Here is a 20,953-nt window from a genome sequence, read left to right as displayed (position 1 = left end):
ATTCCGAAGCCGTTCCCAGTGATACAAATCAATCATATGAAACGTTTTTCCGGCATAGTCCTTTATCTTTTCGGAAATGGCTGTTATACTATGTATCAGATAGGTTGATTTTACATAAAACGCCTGCTTCGGCCGGCTTTACTATCATATCACATCGGAGGCAAAATTTCCATGAAAAAAAGGCTAGCGTTCCTGTTTTCCGTCCTGACGGCCTGCTGCATCCTGATCTCTTCCGTCCCCGCACGGGCCGCCAACTTCTCTATCGGTTTCGAGCCTTCCTGCGCGGCGGTCGAGCTGGTCAACCTGGACACCGGAACCGTTGTTTACCAGAAAAATCCGGACGAAAAAAGGGAACCGGCTTCCCTGACCAAAATCATGACCTACATCATCGTCAGCGAACAGGTCAAAGACCTGCAGGGAACCCAGGTGACGATCTCCAAGGATGTGGTCGACCGCCTTCTCGGGACGGGCAGTTCCATGTCGAACATCCGGACGGGCGACGTGTTGACGGTCTATCAGCTCCTGAACTGCATGATGGTTCCGTCCGGGAACGACGCGGCGATGGTTCTGGCCGACTACGTCGGGGGCGGAAGCGTGGACAAATTCGTCGAGATGATGAACGAAAAGGCGAAGGCGCTGGGCTGTACGGGAACGAACTTCACAAACCCGCACGGACTGCACGACGACAATCACTACACCACCGCCGCGGACCTGGTGAAAATCACGCGGTGCGCGATGAGCCTGCCCTATTTCATGCAGGTCTGCTCCCAGACGCGGTACTCCTACAAACCCGTCGGAGGGCCGAATGCGGGAAAACAGATGCCGACGCTCTCCACGACAAACCTGCTGATTGACAAAAATGCGCTCGGGGGAGAATATTATTACCTGTATGCCAAAGGCATTAAAACCGGCCACACGGACGAAGCGGGCTATTGCCTGATTTCCACCGCGTCCGCGGACGGGTACAGCTATCTGTGCGTGGCGCTCGGCGCCCCCTCGGTGGACGCAAACGGCAAAGCGGTCAAAACGCGCGGCGAAATGGTGGACAGCGCAAACCTTTACCGCTGGGCGCTAAAGAATCTGGAACTGAAAAAAGTAGTCGGCACCGACCAGACCCTGGGAGAGGTCAAACTGAACTACGCCTGGCAAAAGGACAGCCTGCTGCTCACCGCAGAGAAAAGCTATTCCGCGATTCTGCCAAAGGACGTCTCTCAGAGCAGCGTCATCATCAACAAGACCATTCCGGACCATGTGGACGCGCCGATTAAAAAGGGACAGGTGATCGGCAAAGCGACGCTGAAGTACGCCGACCAGACGCTGGCGACCATCAATCTCGTCGCCTCCGAGTCCGTCGAGCGCAGCGAGCTGCTGCATATGACCGACGTGATCAAGTCGATTTTCACTTCAGGCTGGTTTCTGGCAATCGCCGCGCTGATTATTCTTCTCGTTGTGATTTATATTGTCCTCACGCTGGTCTATAACCGAAAGAAAAAGAACATGCGCAAAGTGAAAAAATATAGAAAAATGTAAAATAACTTCTCTGAAAAAGGGAGCCGGAAGCCGTGGGCGCGTCATTTTCGCACCCCGGCCTCCGGCTCCTTTTCTTCTTTCCCCTCTGTTCTTTCCTCTTTCGCCGCAGGCAGCACAAGGGAAATTCTGCTCCCGATCGCCTCGCGGCTCAGCACCTCCATATGCCCCCCGTGGCGTTCGGCAATCCACCTTGCGATGGAAAGGCCAAGGCCCGCCCCGCCCGTCGCGCGGGCACGGGAAGCGTCGGTGCGGAAAAAGCGGTCGAAAACTCTGGGGAGCGCTTCGGCGGGAATGCCGATCCCGTCGTCCTGAACGGTCACCCGAACCTCTTCCCCGCTGCTGACCGCTGAGATCCGGATGGTCCCGCCCGCGGGCGTATATTTTACCGCGTTGTCCACCAGGATCCGCATGGCCTGCTTGATCAGCGCCTCGTCCGCGTCGATCAGGGCCGGTTCCGCCCTCAAAAAATAGCCGTGCCCCCCGTCGATCATTTTGGTCTCGCGGTAGACCTGCTGGGCAAGAGCCGAAACGTCGAACCGCTCTTTCTGCAGGATCATGGTGTTGTTGTCCCCACGGGCCAGAAACAGCAGCTGCTCCACCAGCTGCTTCATATTATCCGTTTCGCTCTTAATGGCCTCAATCGACTCCTGGAGAGCCTTTTCGTCATGTTTCCCCCAGCGGTCCAGCAGGCTGACATAGCCCTGGATGACGGCGATCGGGGTGCGCAGCTCATGGGAGGCATCCGACACAAAGCGGACCTGAGCGCGGTAGGACTCGTTGATCCGGTCGAGCATCGAATTGATCGCGGCGGCAAGATTCCTGAGTTCCTCCTGCGTGCCGCTGACCGCGATTCTCGTATCCAGACGGGACGCGTTGATCCCATTGATCTTTCCGGCAAGGGCCTCGATTTCCTCCGGCGTAAACGGCCTCGACTGGTTCAGCCTGCGCGCCGTCTCGGCAAGTTCCGCAATCGGCCTCAGTGTCTTCCGGATCCTGCGCGACCGTTTCCTCACGCCGAAAAGGAGCATCATCAGCTCCGCGGCCAGAAAAATGATCAGGATGGTCTCGCCGAGCCCGATTTCTTTGCTCAGGTCTACGGAAACGACGTCGCCCGTGCTTTGATACAACCGGTAAACCAATCCATCGAGTTTTCTGAAAAGAGGAGAAGTTCTGGGAACCGCAAAATACCTTTCCCCTGAGAGGGATTCATCAAAAAATAATCTGCCGGCCAGCGCAGGGACACGAAGGCCCTCCGGAGCAGCTCCGCTTTTCTCCAACGTCACCCCGCCTTCTGAAAAAATCACCGGTCCGTCCGAATCCCGAAGTCCCTCCTGTTCCACGGCGTAAACGGCAAGGCCGGCGGCACGCTCCGCATGACCGGCCGCAGCAATCAGCAGCGATGCGCCGAACAGAAGGTCCAAAACCAGAAAAATCCCGAGGAGCTCAAAGAAAAAGACGGTGTTCAGCCGGAAGACGATCGAGGGCTTTGTGTGATCCTCCGGCGCGGGGTTTCCGCGACCCTGCGTTTCACTCCTCATCTTTGATCACATAGCCGACGCCGCGGACCGTGGTGATCAGTTTGATTCCGTATACATCGTCGATTTTCGAACGAAGAAAACGGACAAAAACATCCACGGCGTTGGTCTCCCCTTCGAATTCATAACCCCAGACATTCTCAAGCAGAACTTCCCGCGACAGAACCATTCCCTTATTTTTCATCAGATAGCAAAGCAAATCGAATTCCCGTTTCGTCAGTGACACAGGGTGCCCATTCACGGACACCGTCCGCCGGGCCGGGTCCAACACAACGCCGAAGGCGGAAAGCTGTTCGCTTTCCGCCGGCGCGCTTTTTCTCAGGGCGTTTCGGATGCGGGCGAGGAGTTCCTCGGTCGCAAACGGCTTTGTCATATAGTCGTCCGCGCCTCCGTCGAGACCGGAGACCTTGTCCATCGTGCTGTCCCGCGCCGTCAGAACGATGACCGGAACATCGGAAGATCGTCGGATCCGCCTCAGGACTTCCATGCCGCTCATTCCGGGAAGCATCAGGTCCAGCAGGATCAGGTCGAATGCGCCCGTGCGGGCAAGTTCAAGCCCCGTTTGTCCGTCGGCCGCTTTCTCCGTCGCGTATCCCTCGTAGTTCAGCTCCATTTCAATAAAGCGCGCAATTTTCTGTTCATCCTCGACAATCAGAATCTTTCTGCCCAACCGTTGTCACCGCCCCGCGTCCTCAAATCATTTTTTGTCGTCACAAAAGGATTTCTTCACATCATCCGTGGCATCCGCCACCGTATCCATCGCTTTGTTCACCGAGTCCTTCCCGAGGTCCGGCCCCTGAAAGCGATAGCGCAGCCCAAAGAATAGGCCGACGATCATCAGCGGAAGAGTCACCCAGAAAGCGAAGAGCAGGAGAAGCACCAGCACCGTCACCGGAATGGAAGCCTTGCATTCGCTCCCCTTCAGCACCTCGAACGTATTTCTGTTTCCTTTCTGAAGCAGACGCAGGCAGAATTTTCCGAACCGTTTTAGAAGCCCAGAGAAGCTCTCTCCCCGCTGCGCCGCCTTTTCCTCCCTGTACGTATATTCTTTGCCATACTGCGGAGTCTCGCCCTTACTGCTGTAAAAGCCGTTGCCTTCCGGCGCTTTCGTTTTGCCCTGTTTTTCCAGATAGATCAGGGCTTCCAAAAGATCGCCGCCCGTCGCCTCCAGCGCCGCTTTCGCCTCATCGTAACTTACATTTGCGCGTTCCTTCAATTTTTCAACCTGTTCCAATGTAACCATTTTTTATCTGATCCTCCTTCGTTTCTGTTACCACCACTTTAGCAGAAGCGACTTTAAGAAAAATTTGCGGCAAATTAAAATAGCATTAAGAATATTGTATTCAAATTTTTATGTTTTACAAGAGAAGGCAAAAAGATCCGTCCCAAGCAACCCGACGGATTGTATGGGACGGACCTTTTTCCCGTTTTACGGGGCAGGAAAACAACAGAGGAACGAAAATTACTTGATTTCGACTTCCGCGCCCGCGGCCTTGAGTTTTTCCTCCATCGCTGCAGCGTCGTCCTTGGAAACGCCTTCCTTGACCGGCTTCGGAGCGCCGTCGACAAGGTCCTTCGCTTCCTTCAGGCCCAGGCCGGTGATCTCGCGGACCGCCTTGATGACCTGAATCTTCTGCTGGCCGATCGCTTTCAGGATGACGTCGAATTCCGTCTTCTCCTCTGCGGGAGCGGCGGCGGCAGCCGGAGCGGCGGCAACCGCGACCGGAGCGGCGGCGGATACGCCGAATTCCTCTTCAAGAGCTTTGACGAGCTCGGAGAGCTCAAGAACCGTAAGAGCTTTTACATCTTCAATGAGCTTTGCAACTTTATCAGACATAAGATTGAAACCTCCAAATTAATATTATTTTTATAAACTCAAGCGGATGCCTGCTGTTTTTCGGCAATTGCGTTCAGGGCAACCACCAATCCCTTGATCGTTCCGCTGAGAACGGTGACAAAACCGGTAATCGGCGCGTTCAGGCCGCTGAGAGCCTGTGCGACCAGCTGCTCCTTCGGGGGCAGGGACGCAAGAGTCTTGATCTCGTCCGCGGTTGCGGCTTTTCCGTCAATAAAGCCCGCCTTGATCTGAAAGGTTTCGCTTTTATCGGCACTGGCATATCCCGCAAGAATCTTGGCAGGAGCGACATAATCGTCCGGATCGACGGCCAGAGCGGTCGTCCCCTCCAGGACATCGTCGAGCCCCGCTATTCCCGCGTCCTTCAGCGCCAGACGCAAAAGGGTGTTTTTCACAACCTTGTACTGGCAGCCGGATTCGCGCAGTTCCTTGCGGAGCTTCGTATCGGCCTCCACCGTGATTCCTTTATAGCTGACGATCACGCCCGTCCGGGCCGCTTTCAGGCTGTCGGAAAGCTGAGCCACAGCCTTCTTCTTTTCTTCAAGAATCTTTTCACTTGGCAAACAAATTCACCTCCGTTTGGTTCAGTTTCCGCGCAGAACGTAAAAAGCCTTTTCCGCTGCCGCAGAAAAGGCTTTCAACACACAAATGCATATCGAACCTTATTCTCGGCAGGCTGGAAAATCCATTAAGCGTACAGCGCCTGCTGTCTTTGAATAAAGAAAAACTATTGTTTTGATTATTATAACAGAAAAAGCAGTAAATGTCAACTAAATTAAGCGCCGAATTTGTTCGGGTTAATCTTGACGCCGGGTCCCATCGTGGACGCGACAACGCAGGACCTGATATACTGCCCTTTTGCCGCGGCCGGCTTTGCCTTGACGATCGCGCCGAGCAGAGCATCGAAGTTTTCGCGCAGCTTATCCCCGCCGAACGAAACCTTGCCGATGACACAGTGAATAATATTGGATTTGTCGAGGCGGTACTCGATCTTGCCGGCTTTGGCCTCATTGATGGCCTTGCCGATTTCGCGCGTCACGGTGCCTGCCTTCGGGTTCGGCATCAGGCCGCGCGGGCCGAGAATTTTACCAAGGCGGCCGACCTGACCCATCATATCGGGCGTAGTGACCAGAACGTCGAAATCCATCCAGTTCTCACTCTGGATTTTCTGAACATATTCCTCCGCGCCGACGTAATCGGCCCCGGCCGCTTCGGCCTCCTTCGCCGCGTCGCCTTTGCACAGCGCGAGAACGCGGACGGTCTTGCCTGTTCCGTTCGGAAGGACGATGGCGCCGCGGACCTGCTGGTCCGCATGGCGGCTGTCCACGCCGAGCTTGACGTGGACTTCGACGCTTTCATCGAATTTCGCCGTGCCGGTCTTGACGCAAAGATCAAGAGCCTCGGCGGTTTCGTAAAGGCTGGAACGGTCAATCAGCTTTGCGCTGTTGTTGTATTTTTTTCCGTGTTTCATTGGTTATCCTCCCTGTGAAGTGGTAAAATCGGATTCCTGTTTCCTCCCACCCGGGCTTTCATTCAGTCCGCGACTTCCACGCCCATGCTGCGCGCGGTTCCGGCGACCATGCTCATGGCCGTTTCAATGGAAGCCGCGTTCAGGTCGGGCATTTTGGTTTCAGCGATCTTGCGGATCTGTTCACGGGTAATTTTCGCCACCTTGGTTTTGTTCGGCTGACCGGAAGCCTTTTCAATTCCGCATGCCTTTTTGATCAGGACCGCGGCCGGCGGCGTTTTAGTGATAAACGTAAACGAGCGGTCGGCGTACACCGTGATAATCACGGGAATAATCATTCCCGCCTCGCCTTTGGTACGCTCGTTGAATTCCTTCGTAAACGCCATGATGTTGACGCCGTGCTGACCGAGCGCGGGTCCCACCGGCGGCGCCGGCGTAGCTTTGCCGGCAGGTATCTGGAGCTTGATAAAGCCCGTAACCTTCTGAGCCATTTTACTGCACCTCCAAAATTCGTGGTCGATGGCGGAACGGCTCTGCCGTCCCTCCCACAGGGGCGCTGCCCCCTCATAACAGCGGATTCCTCCGCTTATTACCCAAATAAAATCATTCCATGGCCTGGGCCTGATTCAGCTCAAGCTCGACCGGCGTTTCGCGTCCGAACATTGAAACCGTGACGCGGACCCGGTTCTTTTCCTTGTCGACCTCTTCCACAACGCCGACAAACCCTTCGAGGGGCCCGTCGATAATCTGGACGGAATCGCCGACATCGTAAGAAACCTCAATCTCTTTCTTTTCAACGCCAAGCCTCGCCACTTCCTCGTCCGTCAGAGGAATCGGTTTGGAGGAGGGCCCCACGAATCCCGTGCAGCCGCGGATATTCCGCACCACATACCAGGATTCATCGGTTAAGATCATCTTCACAAGGACGTAGCCCGGGAAGATCTTCCGCTCCACATCGCGCTTTTTGTCATCCTTGATTTCGGTGACGGTTTCGGTCGGGACCAGAATCTGCTGGATCAGGTCGTGAAGCTGGCGGTTCTCCACCGTTTTTTCAAGATTGGAGGCTACCTTGTTTTCATAGCCGGAATAAGTATGAACCACATACCACTTAGCTTCCTCTGGCAAAGAAAACCCCTCCGCTTCTTTTCATTACTTTTACTTTGCGACGTCCTTCCATCAGCCCGCGACATTCATAATCAGCCCGAGCAGGTTGACCAGCAGCGTATCCAGCCCGAAAACAAACAGTCCAATGACGATAATGGTGGCCAGAACGACGCCGGTGTTCTTGAATACGGAGCGAGGAGTGGGCCAGACCATCTTCTTGGCTTCGCTTTTCGTTTCGCGAAAGAATTTGGAGACGCTTTTCCCTGTTCTGGCAAAAAAGTTTTCTTTCTTTTCACTTTTATCGGCCATAATTTCTTTTGTCCCTCCGTCCGGATTACTTCGTTTCTCTGTGAAGCGTATGTTTCCTGCAGAACCTGCAGTACTTGGTCATCTCAAGCCTGTCCGGATCATTTTTCTTGTTCTTCATGGTGTTGTAATTGCGCTGTTTGCATTCTGTGCAGGCTAACGTTACCTTGGTCCTCATGACGGCACCTCCCGCTGTACGGAAAAAATTTTTCAGCCCTATGAAAAGGGCTTCGGCCTCCCTCAAAATAAACGGGCACAAAAAAATAACCCCTTTATCGAGGTATAAACATCATAGCACACAGTCGTTTCCCTGTCAAGTTTTTTCGCAGGATTTTCTTGATTTAACGGAATTTTCCTGTCAGGGCCCGCAGGACGCCTGTAAAAAGCGCCCTGTGGAAACAAGTCAGCGGTTGAGCAGAGTATCCGCCATAAACTTTTTCTTTTTCTGCTTTTTCTCCGGTTTTACTTTTTTGCCCTTCATCTTCAGGCCCGCCTTATAGCTTTTCAGCAGGTCTTCTCCCAGTTGGGAACGGACGGTTTCGACGGCCGACCCGCCTTCGATTCCGTTCAGGATCACAATGGTAATGATGGAGCGGACGTCCATATCCCCGGCGAGATAAAGGTCGTTCAGCAGCTGGCAGCATCGTGCGGTCCGGTCCTTTTCAGCCGGGTTGTTCACAAGGGCATTGATTTTCGGCAGGAGCCGCTCCCTGGCAAACGTGACCGCGCGGACATCACCGTAAACCGATCGTTCCGCGTTCAGCTCCTCCTTCAGTTCCGGAAACAGGCCGACAAAACGGTTGAAAAAGAATACAGGGTCGGCGTTATTGTCGTCGTCCTTCTTGCGTTTCTTACGCGCCTTGGCCGCCGCCGTCTGTTTCGGCCCGGTCAGAGTCTCAGTAAAATCATCGGCAATGCTCTGCGCCTGAGCCGGAGTATCGGTATCCGGGTCATAAAGCCATGTGGAAAGGGATTTCCACTTGCCGTCCGGCTCTTCGCCGTCCATTTCGCAGGTCCGGAGAACAAAGCGTTTGGCGCTTTCCTGGTACAGGACGCTGTAGGCAACCGATTCCCCAAGAAGATAAACTTCCCGCCCGTCTTCCTGCGCCTTGTTTTCCGCCCGGCGGTATCCCTGCCCGTTCAGCGCGGCTTCCACGCCGCCCGCCACCATTTCAAATACTTTCTGATCCATCATGGTTCACTCCCGAATCTTAAAACGTTCCGTTCCATTTTCTGTCTAAAGACAGTAATTATACTAGATTATACTACATAAACATTTTTTTGTCACCATACAATTTTACGGGCCGAAGATTTCCCCAAATAGGCAATTGCGTGCGGAGCGGCGTTGTGCTATCATATGTATTTGTAGTATTCTGTTTTCAAAAAGCCCGCTTCCATTACGCTGCTCCGCACTTCCACAAGCGGACGCTGCAAGGAGGTTAACAATGAATCGAAAAAAAATCGCCGTCCTGTTCGGCGGCTGTTCCCCAGAACACGAGGTATCCCGCGTTTCCGCGTATTCCGTTATAAACAATCTTTCCGAGGACAGATATGAGATTTACCGCATCGGAATTACCAAAGACGGGCGGTGGTTCCTGTACGAAGGTCCGACGGATTCCATCCCGGACGGCAAATGGGAAAAAGACGAACGGAATCGTCCCGCTTTTCTGTCCCCGGACCGGAGCGTCGGCGGGATCGTCGTCGTCGGCAGGGATCAGACTGAAATTTTGCCGGTCGACTGCGTTTTCCCGGTGCTTCACGGCAAAAATGGAGAAGACGGCACCATACAGGGCCTTCTGCAGCTCTCCGGCCTGCCGTTCGTCGGCTGCGGGACCCTGAGTTCCGCCCTCTGCATGGATAAGGCGGTCACCCACACGCTTCTGGCCGGCGTCGGCATCAGGCAGGCACAGTATCTCTGGTTCTATTATCCGCGCTATCTGGAACATCCTGAAAAGGTCCGCATCAAAATCGGGGCGAGGCTCGGATATCCGGTCTTTGTCAAGCCGGCCGGCTCCGGGTCTTCCGTGGGCGTCAGCCGCGTCAGCAGCGAAGAGGAACTGGACGCCGCCATCCGGCTTGCAGCCACCGAAGGGGAAAAGATCCTGGTGGAGGAAGCCGTGATCGGCCAGGAGGTCGAATGCGCGGTCCTGGGCAACGACGCGGCCGAGGCCGCTCCCATGGTGGGAGAAATCGCCGCGTCAGCCGCGTTTTACGATTACGACGACAAATACAAGTCCGGCAAATCGAAGCTGTACATTCCGGCACACCTGTCCGAAGAGGTTTCGGAGGAAATGCGCTCCATCGCCGTCAGAGCTTACCGCACGCTGGGCTGCCGCGGATTCGCCCGCGTGGACTTTTTTGTGCGCAACCATACGGAGATCCTTCTCAATGAGCTGAACACCATTCCCGGCTTTACTCCGATCAGCATGTACCCAAAGCTCTGGGAGGCCTCCGGCCTTCCCTACGGCGGGCTGTTGGACCGACTGATCGACCTGGCTCTGGAAAAAGCTTAATTCCACTTGTTATCCGGCGCCGCCTCCCGGAATCCGCGCCGGAAGCATATCACAACATATTTATTAGGAGTGCTGGAATGCAGGAGAATTATCTGATCTCGATCAAAGGCCGCCAGAGAGTGGACGATGAAACGGGCGAAGTGGAGCTGACAACCTTCGGCACCTATGTCCGGAGGGGCGACAGCCGGTATATTGTCTACAAAGAATATACTTCGGAGGACAAAAACAGGACGCGCACCTCCATTCTGAAAATTGACGGGGGAAACAAAGTGACGCTGATGCGCGGCGGCGAGGACAGCACCCGCCTGATCCTGGAGCGCGGCAAGCGCCACCTGTGCCAGTACGACACTGAATTCGGCAACATGATGATCGGCGTCTTCACCAGCCGGGTTCAGTCCGAACTCAACGACCTGGGCGGGAAACTGGAGGTCAGCTACACGCTGGACATCAATTCCAGCCTTTCGAGTCAGAACGAGATTTTCATCACCATCAAGGAGGCAAACAACAAGGATGTCCAAATTAGCGCTGCAGGCAACTGAACAACTGAGAGACGCGATCCGGACCGCTATGGAGAAAGCGGTCAAAGACGGCTCCCTGCCGGAAGCTCCCCTGCCGGAATTTACCGTCGAGGTCCCGGCCGACCGCGCGCACGGCGACTGGGCGACCAACGCCGCCATGGCCGGCGCGAAAAGTTTTCACTTGCCCCCGCGGAAAATCGCCCAAACCATCGCGGAAAAGATCGATCTTTCCGGCACTTATTTCGGCCGCTCCGAAATTGCGGGGCCCGGTTTTCTGAATTTCTTTTTCCGGCCCGGCTTCTACACCGACGTGCTGAAGGACGTGATCGCCTGCGGAGACAGCTATGGCCGCAGTGATTTCGGGAAAAAAGAAAAGATCATGGTGGAGTTTGTTTCCGCCAATCCGACCGGGCCGATGCACATGGGCAACGCCCGCGGCGGCGCGCTGGGCGACTGCCTCGCCTCCGTCCTGGATGCGGCCGGATACGACGTCACGCGCGAATTTTACGTCAACGACGCGGGAAACCAGATCGACAAATTCGGCGCTTCGCTGGAAGCGCGTTATCTGCAGATTTATCTCGGCGAAGACGCCGTTGAATTTCCGGAGGACGGCTACCAGGGCGACGACATCCGCGACCGCGCGCAGCAGTTCGCCGAACAAAACGGGGACCGCTACGTGAAATCGGACTCCGCCGAGCGCCGCATGGCGCTGGTCGGCTTTGCCCTGCCGAAAAACATCGACAAGATGAAGACCGACCTGGAAAAATACCGCATCCTTTATGACGTCTGGTTCCGCGAAAGCACCATCCACGAGGACGGCGAGCTCACGGAAACCATCGACATCCTGAAAGAACGCGGCATGACCTACGAAAAGGACGGCGCGCTCTGGTACCGTGCGACCGCGCTCGGCGCGGAAAAGGATGAGGTCCTGGTCCGCCAGAACGGAAACCCGACCTATTTCGCCGCCGACATCGCCTACCACCGCAATAAGTTTGCGAAGCGCGGCTTTTCCCGCGTCATCGACGTGTGGGGCGCGGACCATCACGGCCACGTCGCCCGGATGAAGGGCGCGATGGACGCCATCGGGCTCGACGGGAGCAAGCTGGACGTCGTCCTGATCCAGTTGGTCCGGCTGGTCCGCGGCGGCGAGGTCGTGCGCATGAGCAAGCGCACCGGCAAGGCCATCGGACTCGCCGATCTTCTGGACGAAGTTCCCGTGGACGCGGCCCGGTTCTACTTCAATCTGCGCGAGGCCACCTCCCAGATGGAATTCGATTTGGACCTCGCCGTGCAGCAGGATTCCCAGAACCCGGTTTATTACGTTCAGTACGCACACGCGCGGATCTGCAGCATTCTGAAAAATCTTGCTGCGGAGGGCATTTTCCCCCGCGACTGCACGGAGGAGGAGCTGGCTCTGCTCAATTCCCCTGAGGAAATCGAGCTGATCCGCCATATCGCCTCCTTCACCTCGGAAATCATCGCCGCCGCACAGAACTACGATCCCGCTCGGATCACGAGATACGTGATCGAGCTTGCGACGCTGTTCCACAAATTTTATAACGCCCGCAGAGTCAAGGGCGAGGCGGAGAGCCTGACTGCGGCGCGGCTCCTTCTGTGCCGCGCGACCGCCACGGTTCTGCGCAACGTGCTCTCGATGTTTAAAATCACGGCTCCCGAAAGCATGTGAGCCGTTTGGAAATGCAGGTGTAAACAAACAAGAATGGACTACCTTGACCGGCTCCCGCTTCTTCTGGACCCGATTCCCGATTTTCACGCCGCCGGGCTGCCGTCCGGCGCGGAGCCCGAATTGTGGCTCGCCGAACACCCCGGTCCGGCCGGGAACCTGCTGCGCAGGTCCCTTTCCGCCGGGGTCCGGACTCTCTGCGCGCCGACGCTCTGTGCGAATCGCTTCTGTCTGCCGCACCGCGACATTCCAGGGCTGAACCGGCAGCTTGTCAAAATTGCGAAAGACGCCGCCGGAACCGTGGGAATTCCCGTCGGCGGAGCGGTAGGCCCCAGCGGCCTTTTCGTCCCGCCGCACGGCGAAGCCGACTTCGACGACATCTACGACGGCTACCGGGAACAGATCCGGTCTCTGGACGAAGCCGGCGCCGATTTTCTTCTTCTGGACGGTCTGCACTCCCTTTCGGACCTGCGGGCCGCCCTGCTCGCCGCACGCACAACCGGGCTTCCCGTCATCGTGCTGATCTCCGTCGACTCCGACGGTCGGACGATGACCGGCGGAAGCCTTCTGCCGGCGCTGATCACCCTGCAGGCCATGGGAGCGGACGCGGTGGGCCTCAGCTGCGCCGCGGAACCGGAGCTGGCGGAGGAGTTCCGGCGGGCACGGCAGCACGCCGCAGTCCCGTTCGCCGTCCGGCTGAGACCCGACGATCTGACCCCGGTGGAACTGGCCGGAGCCGCCGTTCCGTTTCTGGAGGCCGGCGTGAGAATTCTGGGCACGGGCATCGGCGCCGGACCGGAGCATGTGAAAGCCCTGGCGGAGGTCATGAAAAAGTTCGGCCCTCCGGTTCTGCCGGAAGAGCCGGACTGCGATGCCGCAGCCATTGAGCAGGAAGCTTTTTTCCTCGGCGACGATATTGTTCTCAGCGAACCGATCCGCTGCACAAGTTCTCTCGCCGACGACCTGATCGATCTGGACGACGAGCAGGTCACCGCCGCGCTGGTCGACGTGACCGGGATGGATGACGCGGCTCTGCTCGGCGAGGCCGGGGGCATGACCAGGCTGCCGATCGCGGTCCACGCCGACAGCCCGACCGTCCTGGACGCCGCCCTGCGGTATTTTCAAGGGCGGCTGATCATTGACTCCAACTGCCAAATCGAGCGGGAAACTCTCGAACCGCTGGCGGCAAAATACGGCGCAATTCTTTACTGATCGTCAGCAGCGTACCGCTGCACCTTCGTCCCGCCATCCGGCTCCGGAGCGAAACCGCAGACGCGAACCATGCTTAAAGCGAATGAGGAAAAGGATCATCCCGGCTGTCGGCCATGTCCGTTTCAGCCGCGTCCCGCCCGGAGGGTTGCAGGGATGTCCCGTCCGAATGCTCCGGACGCATCCAGTCGTCCCAGTTTAAAAAGCCGAGGCAAAGCGAAGCAATCCCAAAAAAGCAGGCGACGACCCCGGTGGTCAACGCCCAGTTTGTGATTCCAAACGGCCCGATGACCATGGAGATCATCGCGAGGACAAGCCCGATATCAAAAAACAGCATGGCGAGTCTTTCATTGCTCATTTTTCAGTTTCTCCAGTCTGTTGGACAATTCGGCAAACTGCCCGATGGAAAGCTGTTCCGCCCTCGCGCTCGGCGCAACGGCGGCGCGCTCAAGCGCTGTGAGTATTTCGCTTTTTTCGAGTCCAAGCCCGGATGAAATGGAGTTTAAAACCGTTTTGCGCCGTTTGCCGAACGCCGCGCGCACAAGCGCAAAAAATGCTTTTTCATTTTTGACCCTGACGGAAGGCTCCGGAAGCACGTCCAGCCGGATGACCGCCGAATCCACATTCGGCTGCGGATAGAACGAGGTCCGCGGCACCTCGAACAGGATCTTCGGCCTTGCGTAATAGCTGACCGCGACGCTCACCGCTCCGCAGTCCCTGCTGCCCGGCGGCGCGCACAGGCGCCGCGCCGCCTCCTTCTGCACCATGAGGGTCAAGGAAGCGACCGGCAGCCGCTCCTCCAGAAAGCGCATCAAAACAGGCGACGTGATGTAATACGGCAGATTTGCGCAAACCGCGGTTTCCATTCCGCCGAATTTCTCTTTCAGCAGCCCCGCAAGATCCAGCTTCAGGACATCTCCGGGGACGACTTCCACATTCCGGCAGGAGTCCAGCGTTTCCCCGAGGACGGGCAGCAGGCTTTCGTCCAGTTCCACCGCGACGACCCTGCCGGCCCGCTCGGAAAGCTCCTTGGTCAGCACGCCGAACCCAGGGCCGATTTCCAGCACTCCCTTTGACTCGTCCGCGCCGCATGCAAGCGCCATGCGCGGGCAGACGGAGGGGTCGGTCAGAAAATTCTGCCCCAGGGATTTAGAAAAGCGGAAGCCATGCCGTTTCAAGACGGCCCGGATGGTTGCAAGGTCCGTCAGTTCCATGATTGTCGATCCTCCAATTGCTTTTTTCAGGCGTTGCCGTTACCCGCCTGATTCGATAAAATGCATTCCCGTGACTGATTGGGAGGTTTATTTGATGAAACGCACCGACAAGGCAAATTACTATCTTGATATCGCGGAAACCGTTCTGGAACGGGGAACCTGCCTGAGGCGCAACTTTGGAGCAATTATCGTCAAGAACGACGAGATTGTTTCCACCGGATACACCGGCGCGCCGCGCGGACGGAAGAACTGCATCGACCTCGGCGTCTGCGTAAGGGAATCGCTGAAAGTCCCGCGCGGCGAACGCTATGAGCTCTGCCGTTCCGTCCACGCGGAAATGAACGCGATCATCAGCGCGCCGCGCAGGGACATGATCGGCGCCACGCTGTACCTGGTCGGCCGGGAGGCCGGTTCCGGTTCCTACGTGCCTGACCCGGCCCCCTGCTCGCTGTGCAAGCGGATGATCATCAATGCGGGTATCACCCGGATCGTCGCAAGAAACAATCCCACTGATTTTACCGTGACGGACGTCCAGGACTGGGTGGAAAAAGACGAATCTCTCTCAGGTAAATTCGGATACTGAAGCAAGACAAAACCGGGCCCGCGCCGCATTCAAAAGGCGCCGGGCTCTCTTTTTTGCCCTGCGGCGCCTGATCTTATTTTCTGAACGGGGGCATCTGTGCCAGCTCGGAATACATTCTGCTGTAAACGTCCGGCCTAAAGTCCGTCTCCCCCGCCCCGTTTTCCTGCACGAGGAACCGTGTCGCGAGGCTGAGATCGATCGTAGCGGTGTACATTGCCTCCTCGTCGCAGCCGTCTTCATAAAATGGGATTCCCGCATAGTAATGCGGCTCTCTTTTGTTTCTGGAAGGACCGACGATACTGCTTCCTCCCCAGAACCAGTTCGTCAGGTCCGGCCCGCCAAGATTCGATGAGGCGATGAAGATTCCATTCACCACGGAACCAACCTCCAGCGAAGCCTTTGCCAGATAACGTCCATGGCAGTGGGCGTGGGCCGTGCAGTTGACGACCAGTCTTGCTCCCTTTGCAACATAATAGCGCATCAGTTCCGGAAAGTAATAAGAATCGTAGCAGATGGAAACACCGACCGGACCCCAGGGCGTTTCCACCAGCACCGGCTTTTCGCCCCGCAGGGCCCAGTTCGGTTCCGGCGGCGGGAGATGCATTTTTCGATAGACGGCGCACAGCCCCTCCGGTGAAAAAACCGCCATGGAGTTGTAAAGTCCCTCCGGCGCGCATTCCGGCATTCCAAGGAATGCGTAGATTCCATATCGCTTTGTCAGCTCCGCGATTTCGTCCGTTGCCGGTCCCGGAATCGTTTCCGCCAGACGAGCCTGCATTTTTTGGTCGATCGGTGTCTCCGGCACGTCGTCATACCCCGTCAGCGCCATCTCCGGCAGAACGATCAGATCGGAGCCGCGCTTGCCTGCGCACTCGATATACCCCTTGATCCGATTCAAATTGCGAACTTTGTCTCCCCACGCCGCGTTCATCGTAACAACGGATACGGTCAGCACGTCACGGTTCATTTTGGTTCCCTCCCGTTCCCGGCTCCGCCTGTTTTCCTCTCCTTTTCGCCGAACGCGCGGTCTGCCGCCTCCCGTGCAAGGTCGATCAGAATTCTTTCGCCGCCTTCCCCGTCCTGTTTGGGACGGACCGGAATCTCCGAAAAGACTTCCCCGACTCTGGACCGCATCCAAAGGCCCGGAATGATCCTCATTGAATACCCGCATCCCGGCTCGGACATCCAGTCGTAGAATTTCGCCCGCGGCAGACCGTAGGCGGCGAGAATGGACATGACCACCCCGCCGTGCGTGACAATCACCGTGGAGGTTGTCCCGGAGCGCATCAGGTCCTCTACAATCTTCTCAAACGCCGCGCAGACCCGCTGCGCAAAAGCGGAGCCATCCTCCCCGTTCGGCGGCGTGACCGGCTCTCCGTCCCCGGCGATCCACCTGCGGAAACGGCCGTCCTCCCCGGCAATTTCTCCGGCTGTCTTTCCTTCCCAGTCGCCGAAGTCACACTCCCGCAGACCGGAAATCAGAGTCGGTTTGGCTTCCGGATATAAAATGCCCATGGTTTCCGTGCAGCGGCGCATCGGGCTGCAAAGATACACCTGAGCCGTCGGATAGGAATGCTTTTTCCCCAGCGCGTGCAAATGTTCCGCGCCCCCCGGGGAAAGCGCGAGGTCCGTCGAGCCGATATAACGGCCCTGTTCGTTGCCTTCTGTCGTCCCGTGACGGATGAAATGAACGGTGTAGGATTTCATAAAATACTCCTTTGGAACTTTCCAGCCGCGTTCGCCCAAGATACGGAACGGTTCGTCCGGCCTGGCACGATATCTAGCGGCTTTACAAAATGTTATATCTATTGTATACTTTACTTTGCGTTTATTAAACAGGATTCGACAGGGGATAATCAAATGAACAACAATTTTGCAAGAATTATCACCTTGCTTCGCAAGGAACGCGGCTACAGCCAGAAAAAGGCCGCCGGGGACCTCGGCGTTTCCCAGGCGCTGCTCTCCCATTATGAAAAGGGAATCCGGGAATGCGGCCTCGATTTTGTCGTTCGCGCGGCCGACTACTACAACGTATCCTGCGACTATCTGCTGGGCCGGACTCCGCACCGCAGCGGCGCTACGATCTCGGTGGAAGATATTCCCGAACCGGACGCGGCGGGCAAGGAGAACACCATGCGCGGAAGCCTGCTGCCCGTTTTGAATAAAAAGCTGATCGCCAATTCTCTGAACGTCATTTTCGGCATTCTTCAGAAATGTGGAAACAAGGCGCTGACAACGGAAATCTCCGCTTTTCTCAGCCTTTCCGTATACAAAATTTTCCGCATGCTTTATTCCGCCAATTCCAAGAATCCCCAGGGGCTTTTCTCCGTCCCTCTGAAACTCAGCTCCGGCCGCTCCGCCGCGGCGCAGCAGATCTCTCTTTCCAACGCGGAATGCCTGATTTCAGGAAACAGGGTCGAATCCATGGAGGGCGTCGACAAGAACGCGCTGCCCTCCCTTTCCCCCGAAAAACTGTCTATGGAATACCCGCTGTTCGCCTCTTCGCTCTTCAACCTGATCCAGAACTCAGAACTGCGGATGGGAGTAAAAAAGCAGTCTAAATAAGATTATAACACGGCAAGAGCCGTTTGCAAATGAAAAAAAGTCAGATTAGGAATCGAATCGGCCGGAGTGGGTTACACTCCGGCCGATTCGATTTCCGGCGCTTTTCTCAGGACAGCAGACCCATGCTGTACTTCCAGGCAAGAATGCGCCGCACGGATTCGTCCAGCCGCTCCGCGCTGACCGTTCCGTTCTCCACAGCCGCGTACAGAGCGTTGAAGCTGTCTTTGAAATCCGGTGTCAGCAGGAGGTCGTTTCCCGCCCCAAAAGCGGCCACAGCCGCATTCTTCCCGTTTAGGAAGTCGGCGACTCCTTTCATGGAGAGATCGTCCGTCATCACGACGCCGGAAAAGCCGAGCGTGTCTCTCAGAATCCGGTGGACCTGCGGCGAAAGCGACGCGGGATTCGTGGAATCCATGCACTCGACGATATTGTGGGAGACCATCACGCAGGGGGCGCCCGCCTGAATCCCGGCCTGGAACGGGAGGAAATCATACTGCTGGAAGGTCTGATAGCCGCGCTTGTCCCTCGCGACTCCGGTGTGGGTGTCCGCGTTGTTGCCATACCCCGGAAAGTGCTTGAGCGCACAGGAAAGGCTCTGCTCCCCGTAAGCCTTGACCGAAGCGGTGACAAATTCCGCCGTCTGTTCCGCGCTCCGGCCGAACGACCGCGCGTATATAAAGTCGGAAGGGTTGACGGAAACGTCACAGACCGGCGCCAGATTCATGTTCAGGCCCAAAGATTTCATCATCTGAGCCTTTTTAACGGTATCCTGCGCGATCCCATTCATGCCGCCCTGACGGAAGACATCCTGCGGAGAACGGAACTTCTGCGCGGAAAGAGCGGGATATTTGCTGATGCGCACGACCGTTCCGCCCTCTTCGTCACAGCACAGGATCATTTTGATTTTGCTGGAGTTCTGGTAGGAAGCGAGCGTTTTACGGACCTGACCGGCGGTTTTCCCCTCAAAGTCCCTGGCGGTCAGGCAATATCCGCACGGCTGGTAATCGTCGATTGTTTTGACCGCCGCGGTCGCGGGGCAGGTAAGCAGAAACACCTGCCCCACCTTTTCCCTCGTCGTCATCCTGTCAAGGCGTCGCTGCGCCGCTGCGCCGTAACCTTCAAACAGTCCCTCCACCGGCTTGTAGGCTTCCGGCCCGGACGAGGAAGACAGCACTGCGGAAATTTGCGGGGACTCCGGTGACAAATCGGCATAAGAACTGGACGCCGCGATCTCTCCGGCCGGGGGAAACATTTGGTCCAGGACTTTGTCGGCGATCCGGTAAAATCCGAACGCCGCGGCGCCCGCACAAAGAAAAAGCAGCAGAAAAAGAGCGGTTTTCTTCAGCATGCCGCGGTTATTTTTCGGTGGACCCCCCATTGCTTTCCCCTCCCGCCGCTGGATAAATCAGCCGTTTTTCAACAGACTGCGGTACAGCCGGATATATTCATTCGCGGAGTGGCCCCAGCTGTAATCGCATTCCATCCCTCGGCGCACCAGGATCTCCCAGCCTTCGCGGTTCCTGTACCCCTGAACCGCGCGGCCTAAGGCATGGAGCATGTCTTCCCCGTCGTAATTCTGAAAGGTAAAGCCGTTGCCCTCCCCGTCTCCGCTGTCGGTGACGGAATCCTTCAGGCCGCCGGTCTCCCTGACCACCGGAACCGACCCGTAACGCAGCGCGATCATCTGGGAAAGGCCGCAGGGCTCGCTCCTGGACGGCATCAGGAAAATGTCGCTCGCCGCGTAGATCTTGTGGGAAAGTTCCGGCACAAAGCCAAAGCAGGCGCACACACGGCCGGAGAAACGCCCCTGGAGCTCCCGGAAAAACGTTTCGTACTCCCAGTCGCCGGAGCCGAGAATGACAAACTGGCAGTCCGTTGAATTCAGCAGACTGTCCAACGAGTCGCGGACCAGGTCCAACCCCTTGTGGGAGACCATGCGGGTCACCATCCCAATCAGCGGCGTCTCCCCTGAAACCGCAAGATTCAGCCGCTTTTGCAGTTCCGTCTTGTTTTCCGCTTTGCCCGACGGATCGCCCGCCGAATAATTCGAATAGATGTCCGGGTCCGTCTCCGGATTGTAAACCGCGGTGTCGATCCCGTTCAGTATGCCGGAGAGCTTCCACTTGCGCTCCCTCAGGATACTGTCCAGCCCATGGGAATACCACGGGTCGAGGATTTCCGAGGCGTAGGTCGGGCTGACGGTCGTCACGCGGTTGGCGCATTCAATGGCGCCTTTGAGGAAATTGACGCATTCGCCGAACTGGAGAACCGGCAGACTGCTCTTCGGCAGGCCGAGGACATCCTCCAGCAGCTCTTCTCCGTATTTTCCCTGATACTGGATATTGTGGATGGTCAGAACCGTTTTGATCCCCCGGAACCAGTCGGCGTCCGCGTAAAACGTGCTGTAATAAACCGGAACCAGAGCCGTCTGCCAGTCGTTCACGTGAATGACATCCGGCTTAAAATCGAGATACGGCAGCATCTCCAGCACGGCGCGGGAAAAAAACGCGAAGCGCTCCGCGTCGTCAAAGTGCCCGTAAAGGCCGTGCCGCTTGAAATAATACTGGTTGTCGATCAGGTAAAAGATCACGCCTCCGACATGCGTTTCAAAAACGCCACAGTATTGTCTCCTCCAAGCGACCGGCACGGACAGGCTGGTGAGAAATTTCATACCGTCGCGAAGTTCTTTCGGAACGTCCTCATACAGAGGCATCACCACGCGGCAGCCGATCAGGCGGAGCCTCAGCGCCTGCGGCAGCGAACCGGCGACCTCCGCCAGCCCGCCCGTCGAAGCAAACGGGATTGCTTCGCTCGTACAGTACAGTACCTTCATTGAAATACCCCCTTGCGTGAAATCGTGACTCTGAAA

General features: G+C 56.7%; 24 protein-coding genes and 1 other annotated feature. Of the genes, 7 read left to right on the top strand and 17 right to left on the bottom strand.

Going from position 1 to position 20,953, the window contains the following annotated elements:
- Positions 1 to 171: 171 nt before the first annotated feature.
- Entirely contained in the window at positions 172 to 1,530 is a 1,359-nt protein-coding gene (locus EQM14_RS05205; RefSeq protein WP_128741959.1) for a D-alanyl-D-alanine carboxypeptidase family protein, read from the top strand.
- A gap of 41 nt (positions 1,531 to 1,571) precedes the next feature.
- Here the strand turns inward: EQM14_RS05205 and EQM14_RS05200 are convergent, their stop codons facing one another.
- The 11 genes from EQM14_RS05200 to EQM14_RS05150 all read right to left on the bottom strand — a co-directional run bounded on the left by EQM14_RS05200 (position 1,572) and on the right by EQM14_RS05150 (position 8,993).
- Positions 1,572 to 3,068 carry a sensor histidine kinase gene (locus EQM14_RS05200; RefSeq protein ID WP_128741958.1) on the bottom strand — a complete coding sequence of 499 codons (1,497 nt, stop codon included), beginning with the start codon at positions 3,066 to 3,068 and terminating at the stop codon, positions 1,572 to 1,574.
- Positions 3,058 to 3,735 (bottom strand): response regulator transcription factor, encoded by a 678-nt coding sequence (locus EQM14_RS05195; protein WP_128741957.1) that lies wholly within the window; start codon positions 3,733 to 3,735, stop codon positions 3,058 to 3,060. The genes EQM14_RS05200 and EQM14_RS05195 overlap by 11 nt, the downstream gene beginning before the upstream one ends.
- Positions 3,736 to 3,762: 27 nt before the next feature.
- Positions 3,763 to 4,308: a DUF4342 domain-containing protein gene (locus EQM14_RS05190; RefSeq protein ID WP_128741956.1), complete on the bottom strand. Its 546-nt coding sequence runs from the start codon at positions 4,306 to 4,308 to the stop codon at positions 3,763 to 3,765.
- A gap of 219 nt (positions 4,309 to 4,527) precedes the next feature.
- Positions 4,528 to 4,902, bottom strand: coding sequence for a 50S ribosomal protein L7/L12 (gene rplL, locus EQM14_RS05185; protein WP_128741955.1), 375 nt, complete (start codon positions 4,900 to 4,902; stop codon positions 4,528 to 4,530).
- A 38-nt stretch (positions 4,903 to 4,940) separates the two neighbouring features.
- Positions 4,941 to 5,483: a 50S ribosomal protein L10 gene (rplJ, locus tag EQM14_RS05180; protein ID WP_128741954.1), complete on the bottom strand. Its 543-nt coding sequence runs from the start codon at positions 5,481 to 5,483 to the stop codon at positions 4,941 to 4,943.
- 31 nt (positions 5,484 to 5,514) lie between these two features.
- Positions 5,515 to 5,654: a sequence feature (ribosomal protein L10 leader region), on the bottom strand.
- A 41-nt stretch (positions 5,655 to 5,695) separates the two neighbouring features.
- A complete protein-coding gene (rplA, locus tag EQM14_RS05175; RefSeq protein ID WP_128741953.1) occupies positions 5,696 to 6,391 on the bottom strand; it encodes a 50S ribosomal protein L1 in 696 nt (231 codons plus the stop codon).
- 62 nt (positions 6,392 to 6,453) lie between these two features.
- Entirely contained in the window at positions 6,454 to 6,879 is a 426-nt protein-coding gene (rplK, locus tag EQM14_RS05170) for a 50S ribosomal protein L11 (protein WP_128741952.1), read from the bottom strand.
- Between the two features lie 112 nt (positions 6,880 to 6,991).
- Positions 6,992 to 7,513, bottom strand: a complete 522-nt coding sequence (nusG, locus tag EQM14_RS05165) for a transcription termination/antitermination protein NusG (protein ID WP_128741951.1) — start codon at positions 7,511 to 7,513, stop codon at positions 6,992 to 6,994.
- 51 nt (positions 7,514 to 7,564) lie between these two features.
- On the bottom strand, positions 7,565 to 7,801 hold the full coding sequence (secE, locus tag EQM14_RS05160) for a preprotein translocase subunit SecE (RefSeq protein ID WP_128741950.1): 237 nt from the start codon (positions 7,799 to 7,801) through the stop codon (positions 7,565 to 7,567).
- A gap of 25 nt (positions 7,802 to 7,826) precedes the next feature.
- Positions 7,827 to 7,976 (bottom strand): 50S ribosomal protein L33, encoded by a 150-nt coding sequence (gene rpmG / locus EQM14_RS05155; RefSeq protein WP_128741949.1) that lies wholly within the window; start codon positions 7,974 to 7,976, stop codon positions 7,827 to 7,829.
- Between the two features lie 225 nt (positions 7,977 to 8,201).
- A complete protein-coding gene (locus EQM14_RS05150; RefSeq protein ID WP_128741948.1) occupies positions 8,202 to 8,993 on the bottom strand; it encodes a DUF7674 family protein in 792 nt (263 codons plus the stop codon).
- Positions 8,994 to 9,243: 250 nt separating this feature from the next.
- Here EQM14_RS05150 and EQM14_RS05145 point away from each other — a divergent pair, with 250 nt between their 5' ends.
- The 4 genes from EQM14_RS05145 (at position 9,244) to EQM14_RS05130 (ending at position 13,725) form a co-directional block, all read left to right on the top strand.
- A complete protein-coding gene (locus tag EQM14_RS05145) occupies positions 9,244 to 10,311 on the top strand; it encodes a D-alanine--D-alanine ligase family protein (RefSeq protein WP_128741947.1) in 1,068 nt (355 codons plus the stop codon).
- Positions 10,312 to 10,388: 77 nt separating this feature from the next.
- Positions 10,389 to 10,850: a DUF1934 domain-containing protein gene (locus tag EQM14_RS05140; protein WP_128741946.1), complete on the top strand. Its 462-nt coding sequence runs from the start codon at positions 10,389 to 10,391 to the stop codon at positions 10,848 to 10,850.
- On the top strand, positions 10,822 to 12,516 hold the full coding sequence (gene argS, locus EQM14_RS05135) for an arginine--tRNA ligase (RefSeq protein WP_128741945.1): 1,695 nt from the start codon (positions 10,822 to 10,824) through the stop codon (positions 12,514 to 12,516). The genes EQM14_RS05140 and argS overlap by 29 nt, the downstream gene beginning before the upstream one ends.
- Positions 12,517 to 12,549: 33 nt before the next feature.
- Complete coding sequence (locus EQM14_RS05130; RefSeq protein WP_128741944.1) at positions 12,550 to 13,725, top strand: homocysteine S-methyltransferase family protein; 1,176 nt, start codon at positions 12,550 to 12,552, stop codon at positions 13,723 to 13,725.
- A 73-nt stretch (positions 13,726 to 13,798) separates the two neighbouring features.
- Here the strand turns inward: EQM14_RS05130 and EQM14_RS05125 are convergent, their stop codons facing one another.
- Both EQM14_RS05125 and rsmA read right to left on the bottom strand, forming a co-directional pair.
- A complete protein-coding gene (locus tag EQM14_RS05125; RefSeq protein WP_128741943.1) occupies positions 13,799 to 14,080 on the bottom strand; it encodes a hypothetical protein in 282 nt (93 codons plus the stop codon).
- Positions 14,070 to 14,936: a 16S rRNA (adenine(1518)-N(6)/adenine(1519)-N(6))-dimethyltransferase RsmA gene (rsmA, locus tag EQM14_RS05120; RefSeq protein ID WP_330546244.1), complete on the bottom strand. Its 867-nt coding sequence runs from the start codon at positions 14,934 to 14,936 to the stop codon at positions 14,070 to 14,072. The genes EQM14_RS05125 and rsmA overlap by 11 nt, the downstream gene beginning before the upstream one ends.
- 94 nt (positions 14,937 to 15,030) lie before the next feature.
- Here rsmA and EQM14_RS05115 point away from each other — a divergent pair, with 94 nt between their 5' ends.
- Positions 15,031 to 15,519, top strand: coding sequence for a deoxycytidylate deaminase (locus EQM14_RS05115; protein ID WP_128741941.1), 489 nt, complete (start codon positions 15,031 to 15,033; stop codon positions 15,517 to 15,519).
- Between the two features lie 73 nt (positions 15,520 to 15,592).
- On the opposite strand, the gene EQM14_RS05110 is transcribed toward EQM14_RS05115, so the two are convergent.
- The gene (locus EQM14_RS05110; RefSeq protein WP_128741940.1) at positions 15,593 to 16,486 is read right to left on the bottom strand and encodes a carbon-nitrogen hydrolase family protein; all 894 of its coding nucleotides are present in this window, start codon (positions 16,484 to 16,486) and stop codon (positions 15,593 to 15,595) included.
- Positions 16,483 to 17,226, bottom strand: a complete 744-nt coding sequence (locus tag EQM14_RS05105) for a histidine phosphatase family protein (RefSeq protein ID WP_128741939.1) — start codon at positions 17,224 to 17,226, stop codon at positions 16,483 to 16,485. Before EQM14_RS05105 ends, EQM14_RS05110 begins: the two co-directional genes overlap by 4 nt.
- 153 nt (positions 17,227 to 17,379) lie before the next feature.
- On the opposite strand from EQM14_RS05105, the gene EQM14_RS05100 reads away from it, so the two are divergent.
- Positions 17,380 to 18,084 carry a helix-turn-helix domain-containing protein gene (locus tag EQM14_RS05100; protein ID WP_128741938.1) on the top strand — a complete coding sequence of 235 codons (705 nt, stop codon included), beginning with the start codon at positions 17,380 to 17,382 and terminating at the stop codon, positions 18,082 to 18,084.
- A gap of 106 nt (positions 18,085 to 18,190) precedes the next feature.
- Here EQM14_RS05100 and EQM14_RS05095 read toward each other — a convergent pair whose 3' ends face one another.
- Both EQM14_RS05095 and glgA read right to left on the bottom strand, forming a co-directional pair.
- A complete protein-coding gene (locus EQM14_RS05095) occupies positions 18,191 to 19,462 on the bottom strand; it encodes a glycoside hydrolase family 3 protein (RefSeq protein ID WP_128741937.1) in 1,272 nt (423 codons plus the stop codon).
- A 27-nt stretch (positions 19,463 to 19,489) separates the two neighbouring features.
- Complete coding sequence (glgA, locus tag EQM14_RS05090) at positions 19,490 to 20,917, bottom strand: glycogen synthase GlgA (protein ID WP_128741936.1); 1,428 nt, start codon at positions 20,915 to 20,917, stop codon at positions 19,490 to 19,492.
- Between the last annotated feature and the right edge of the window lie 36 nt (positions 20,918 to 20,953).

Origin of the sequence: Caproiciproducens sp. NJN-50 (assembly GCF_004103755.1) — a bacterium.
Taxonomy (GTDB): Bacteria; Bacillota; Clostridia; order Oscillospirales; family Acutalibacteraceae; genus Caproicibacter.
The sequence above is the reverse complement of the archived record's forward strand: the minus strand, read 5'-3'. Positions and strand labels throughout refer to the sequence as shown.

Coding starts and splice junctions, on each gene's coding strand:
- EQM14_RS05190 (WP_128741956.1), bottom strand. CDS start 4,308: ATGGTTACATTGGAACAGGTTGAAAAATTGAAGGAACGCGCAAATGTA.
- rplA (WP_128741953.1), bottom strand. CDS start 6,391: ATGAAACACGGAAAAAAATACAACAACAGCGCAAAGCTGATTGACCGT.
- EQM14_RS05115 (WP_128741941.1), top strand. CDS start 15,031: ATGAAACGCACCGACAAGGCAAATTACTATCTTGATATCGCGGAAACC.
- EQM14_RS05095 (WP_128741937.1), bottom strand. CDS start 19,462: ATGGGGGGTCCACCGAAAAATAACCGCGGCATGCTGAAGAAAACCGCT.
- rplL (WP_128741955.1), bottom strand. CDS start 4,902: ATGTCTGATAAAGTTGCAAAGCTCATTGAAGATGTAAAAGCTCTTACG.
- EQM14_RS05130 (WP_128741944.1), top strand. CDS start 12,550: ATGGACTACCTTGACCGGCTCCCGCTTCTTCTGGACCCGATTCCCGAT.
- EQM14_RS05140 (WP_128741946.1), top strand. CDS start 10,389: ATGCAGGAGAATTATCTGATCTCGATCAAAGGCCGCCAGAGAGTGGAC.
- EQM14_RS05105 (WP_128741939.1), bottom strand. CDS start 17,226: ATGAAATCCTACACCGTTCATTTCATCCGTCACGGGACGACAGAAGGC.
- EQM14_RS05200 (WP_128741958.1), bottom strand. CDS start 3,068: ATGAGGAGTGAAACGCAGGGTCGCGGAAACCCCGCGCCGGAGGATCAC.
- EQM14_RS05145 (WP_128741947.1), top strand. CDS start 9,244: ATGAATCGAAAAAAAATCGCCGTCCTGTTCGGCGGCTGTTCCCCAGAA.
- EQM14_RS05125 (WP_128741943.1), bottom strand. CDS start 14,080: ATGAGCAATGAAAGACTCGCCATGCTGTTTTTTGATATCGGGCTTGTC.
- rplK (WP_128741952.1), bottom strand. CDS start 6,879: ATGGCTCAGAAGGTTACGGGCTTTATCAAGCTCCAGATACCTGCCGGC.
- rpmG (WP_128741949.1), bottom strand. CDS start 7,976: ATGAGGACCAAGGTAACGTTAGCCTGCACAGAATGCAAACAGCGCAAT.
- argS (WP_128741945.1), top strand. CDS start 10,822: ATGTCCAAATTAGCGCTGCAGGCAACTGAACAACTGAGAGACGCGATC.
- secE (WP_128741950.1), bottom strand. CDS start 7,801: ATGGCCGATAAAAGTGAAAAGAAAGAAAACTTTTTTGCCAGAACAGGG.
- rsmA (WP_330546244.1), bottom strand. CDS start 14,936: ATGGAACTGACGGACCTTGCAACCATCCGGGCCGTCTTGAAACGGCAT.
- EQM14_RS05100 (WP_128741938.1), top strand. CDS start 17,380: ATGAACAACAATTTTGCAAGAATTATCACCTTGCTTCGCAAGGAACGC.
- EQM14_RS05110 (WP_128741940.1), bottom strand. CDS start 16,486: ATGAACCGTGACGTGCTGACCGTATCCGTTGTTACGATGAACGCGGCG.
- EQM14_RS05150 (WP_128741948.1), bottom strand. CDS start 8,993: ATGATGGATCAGAAAGTATTTGAAATGGTGGCGGGCGGCGTGGAAGCC.
- EQM14_RS05205 (WP_128741959.1), top strand. CDS start 172: ATGAAAAAAAGGCTAGCGTTCCTGTTTTCCGTCCTGACGGCCTGCTGC.
- glgA (WP_128741936.1), bottom strand. CDS start 20,917: ATGAAGGTACTGTACTGTACGAGCGAAGCAATCCCGTTTGCTTCGACG.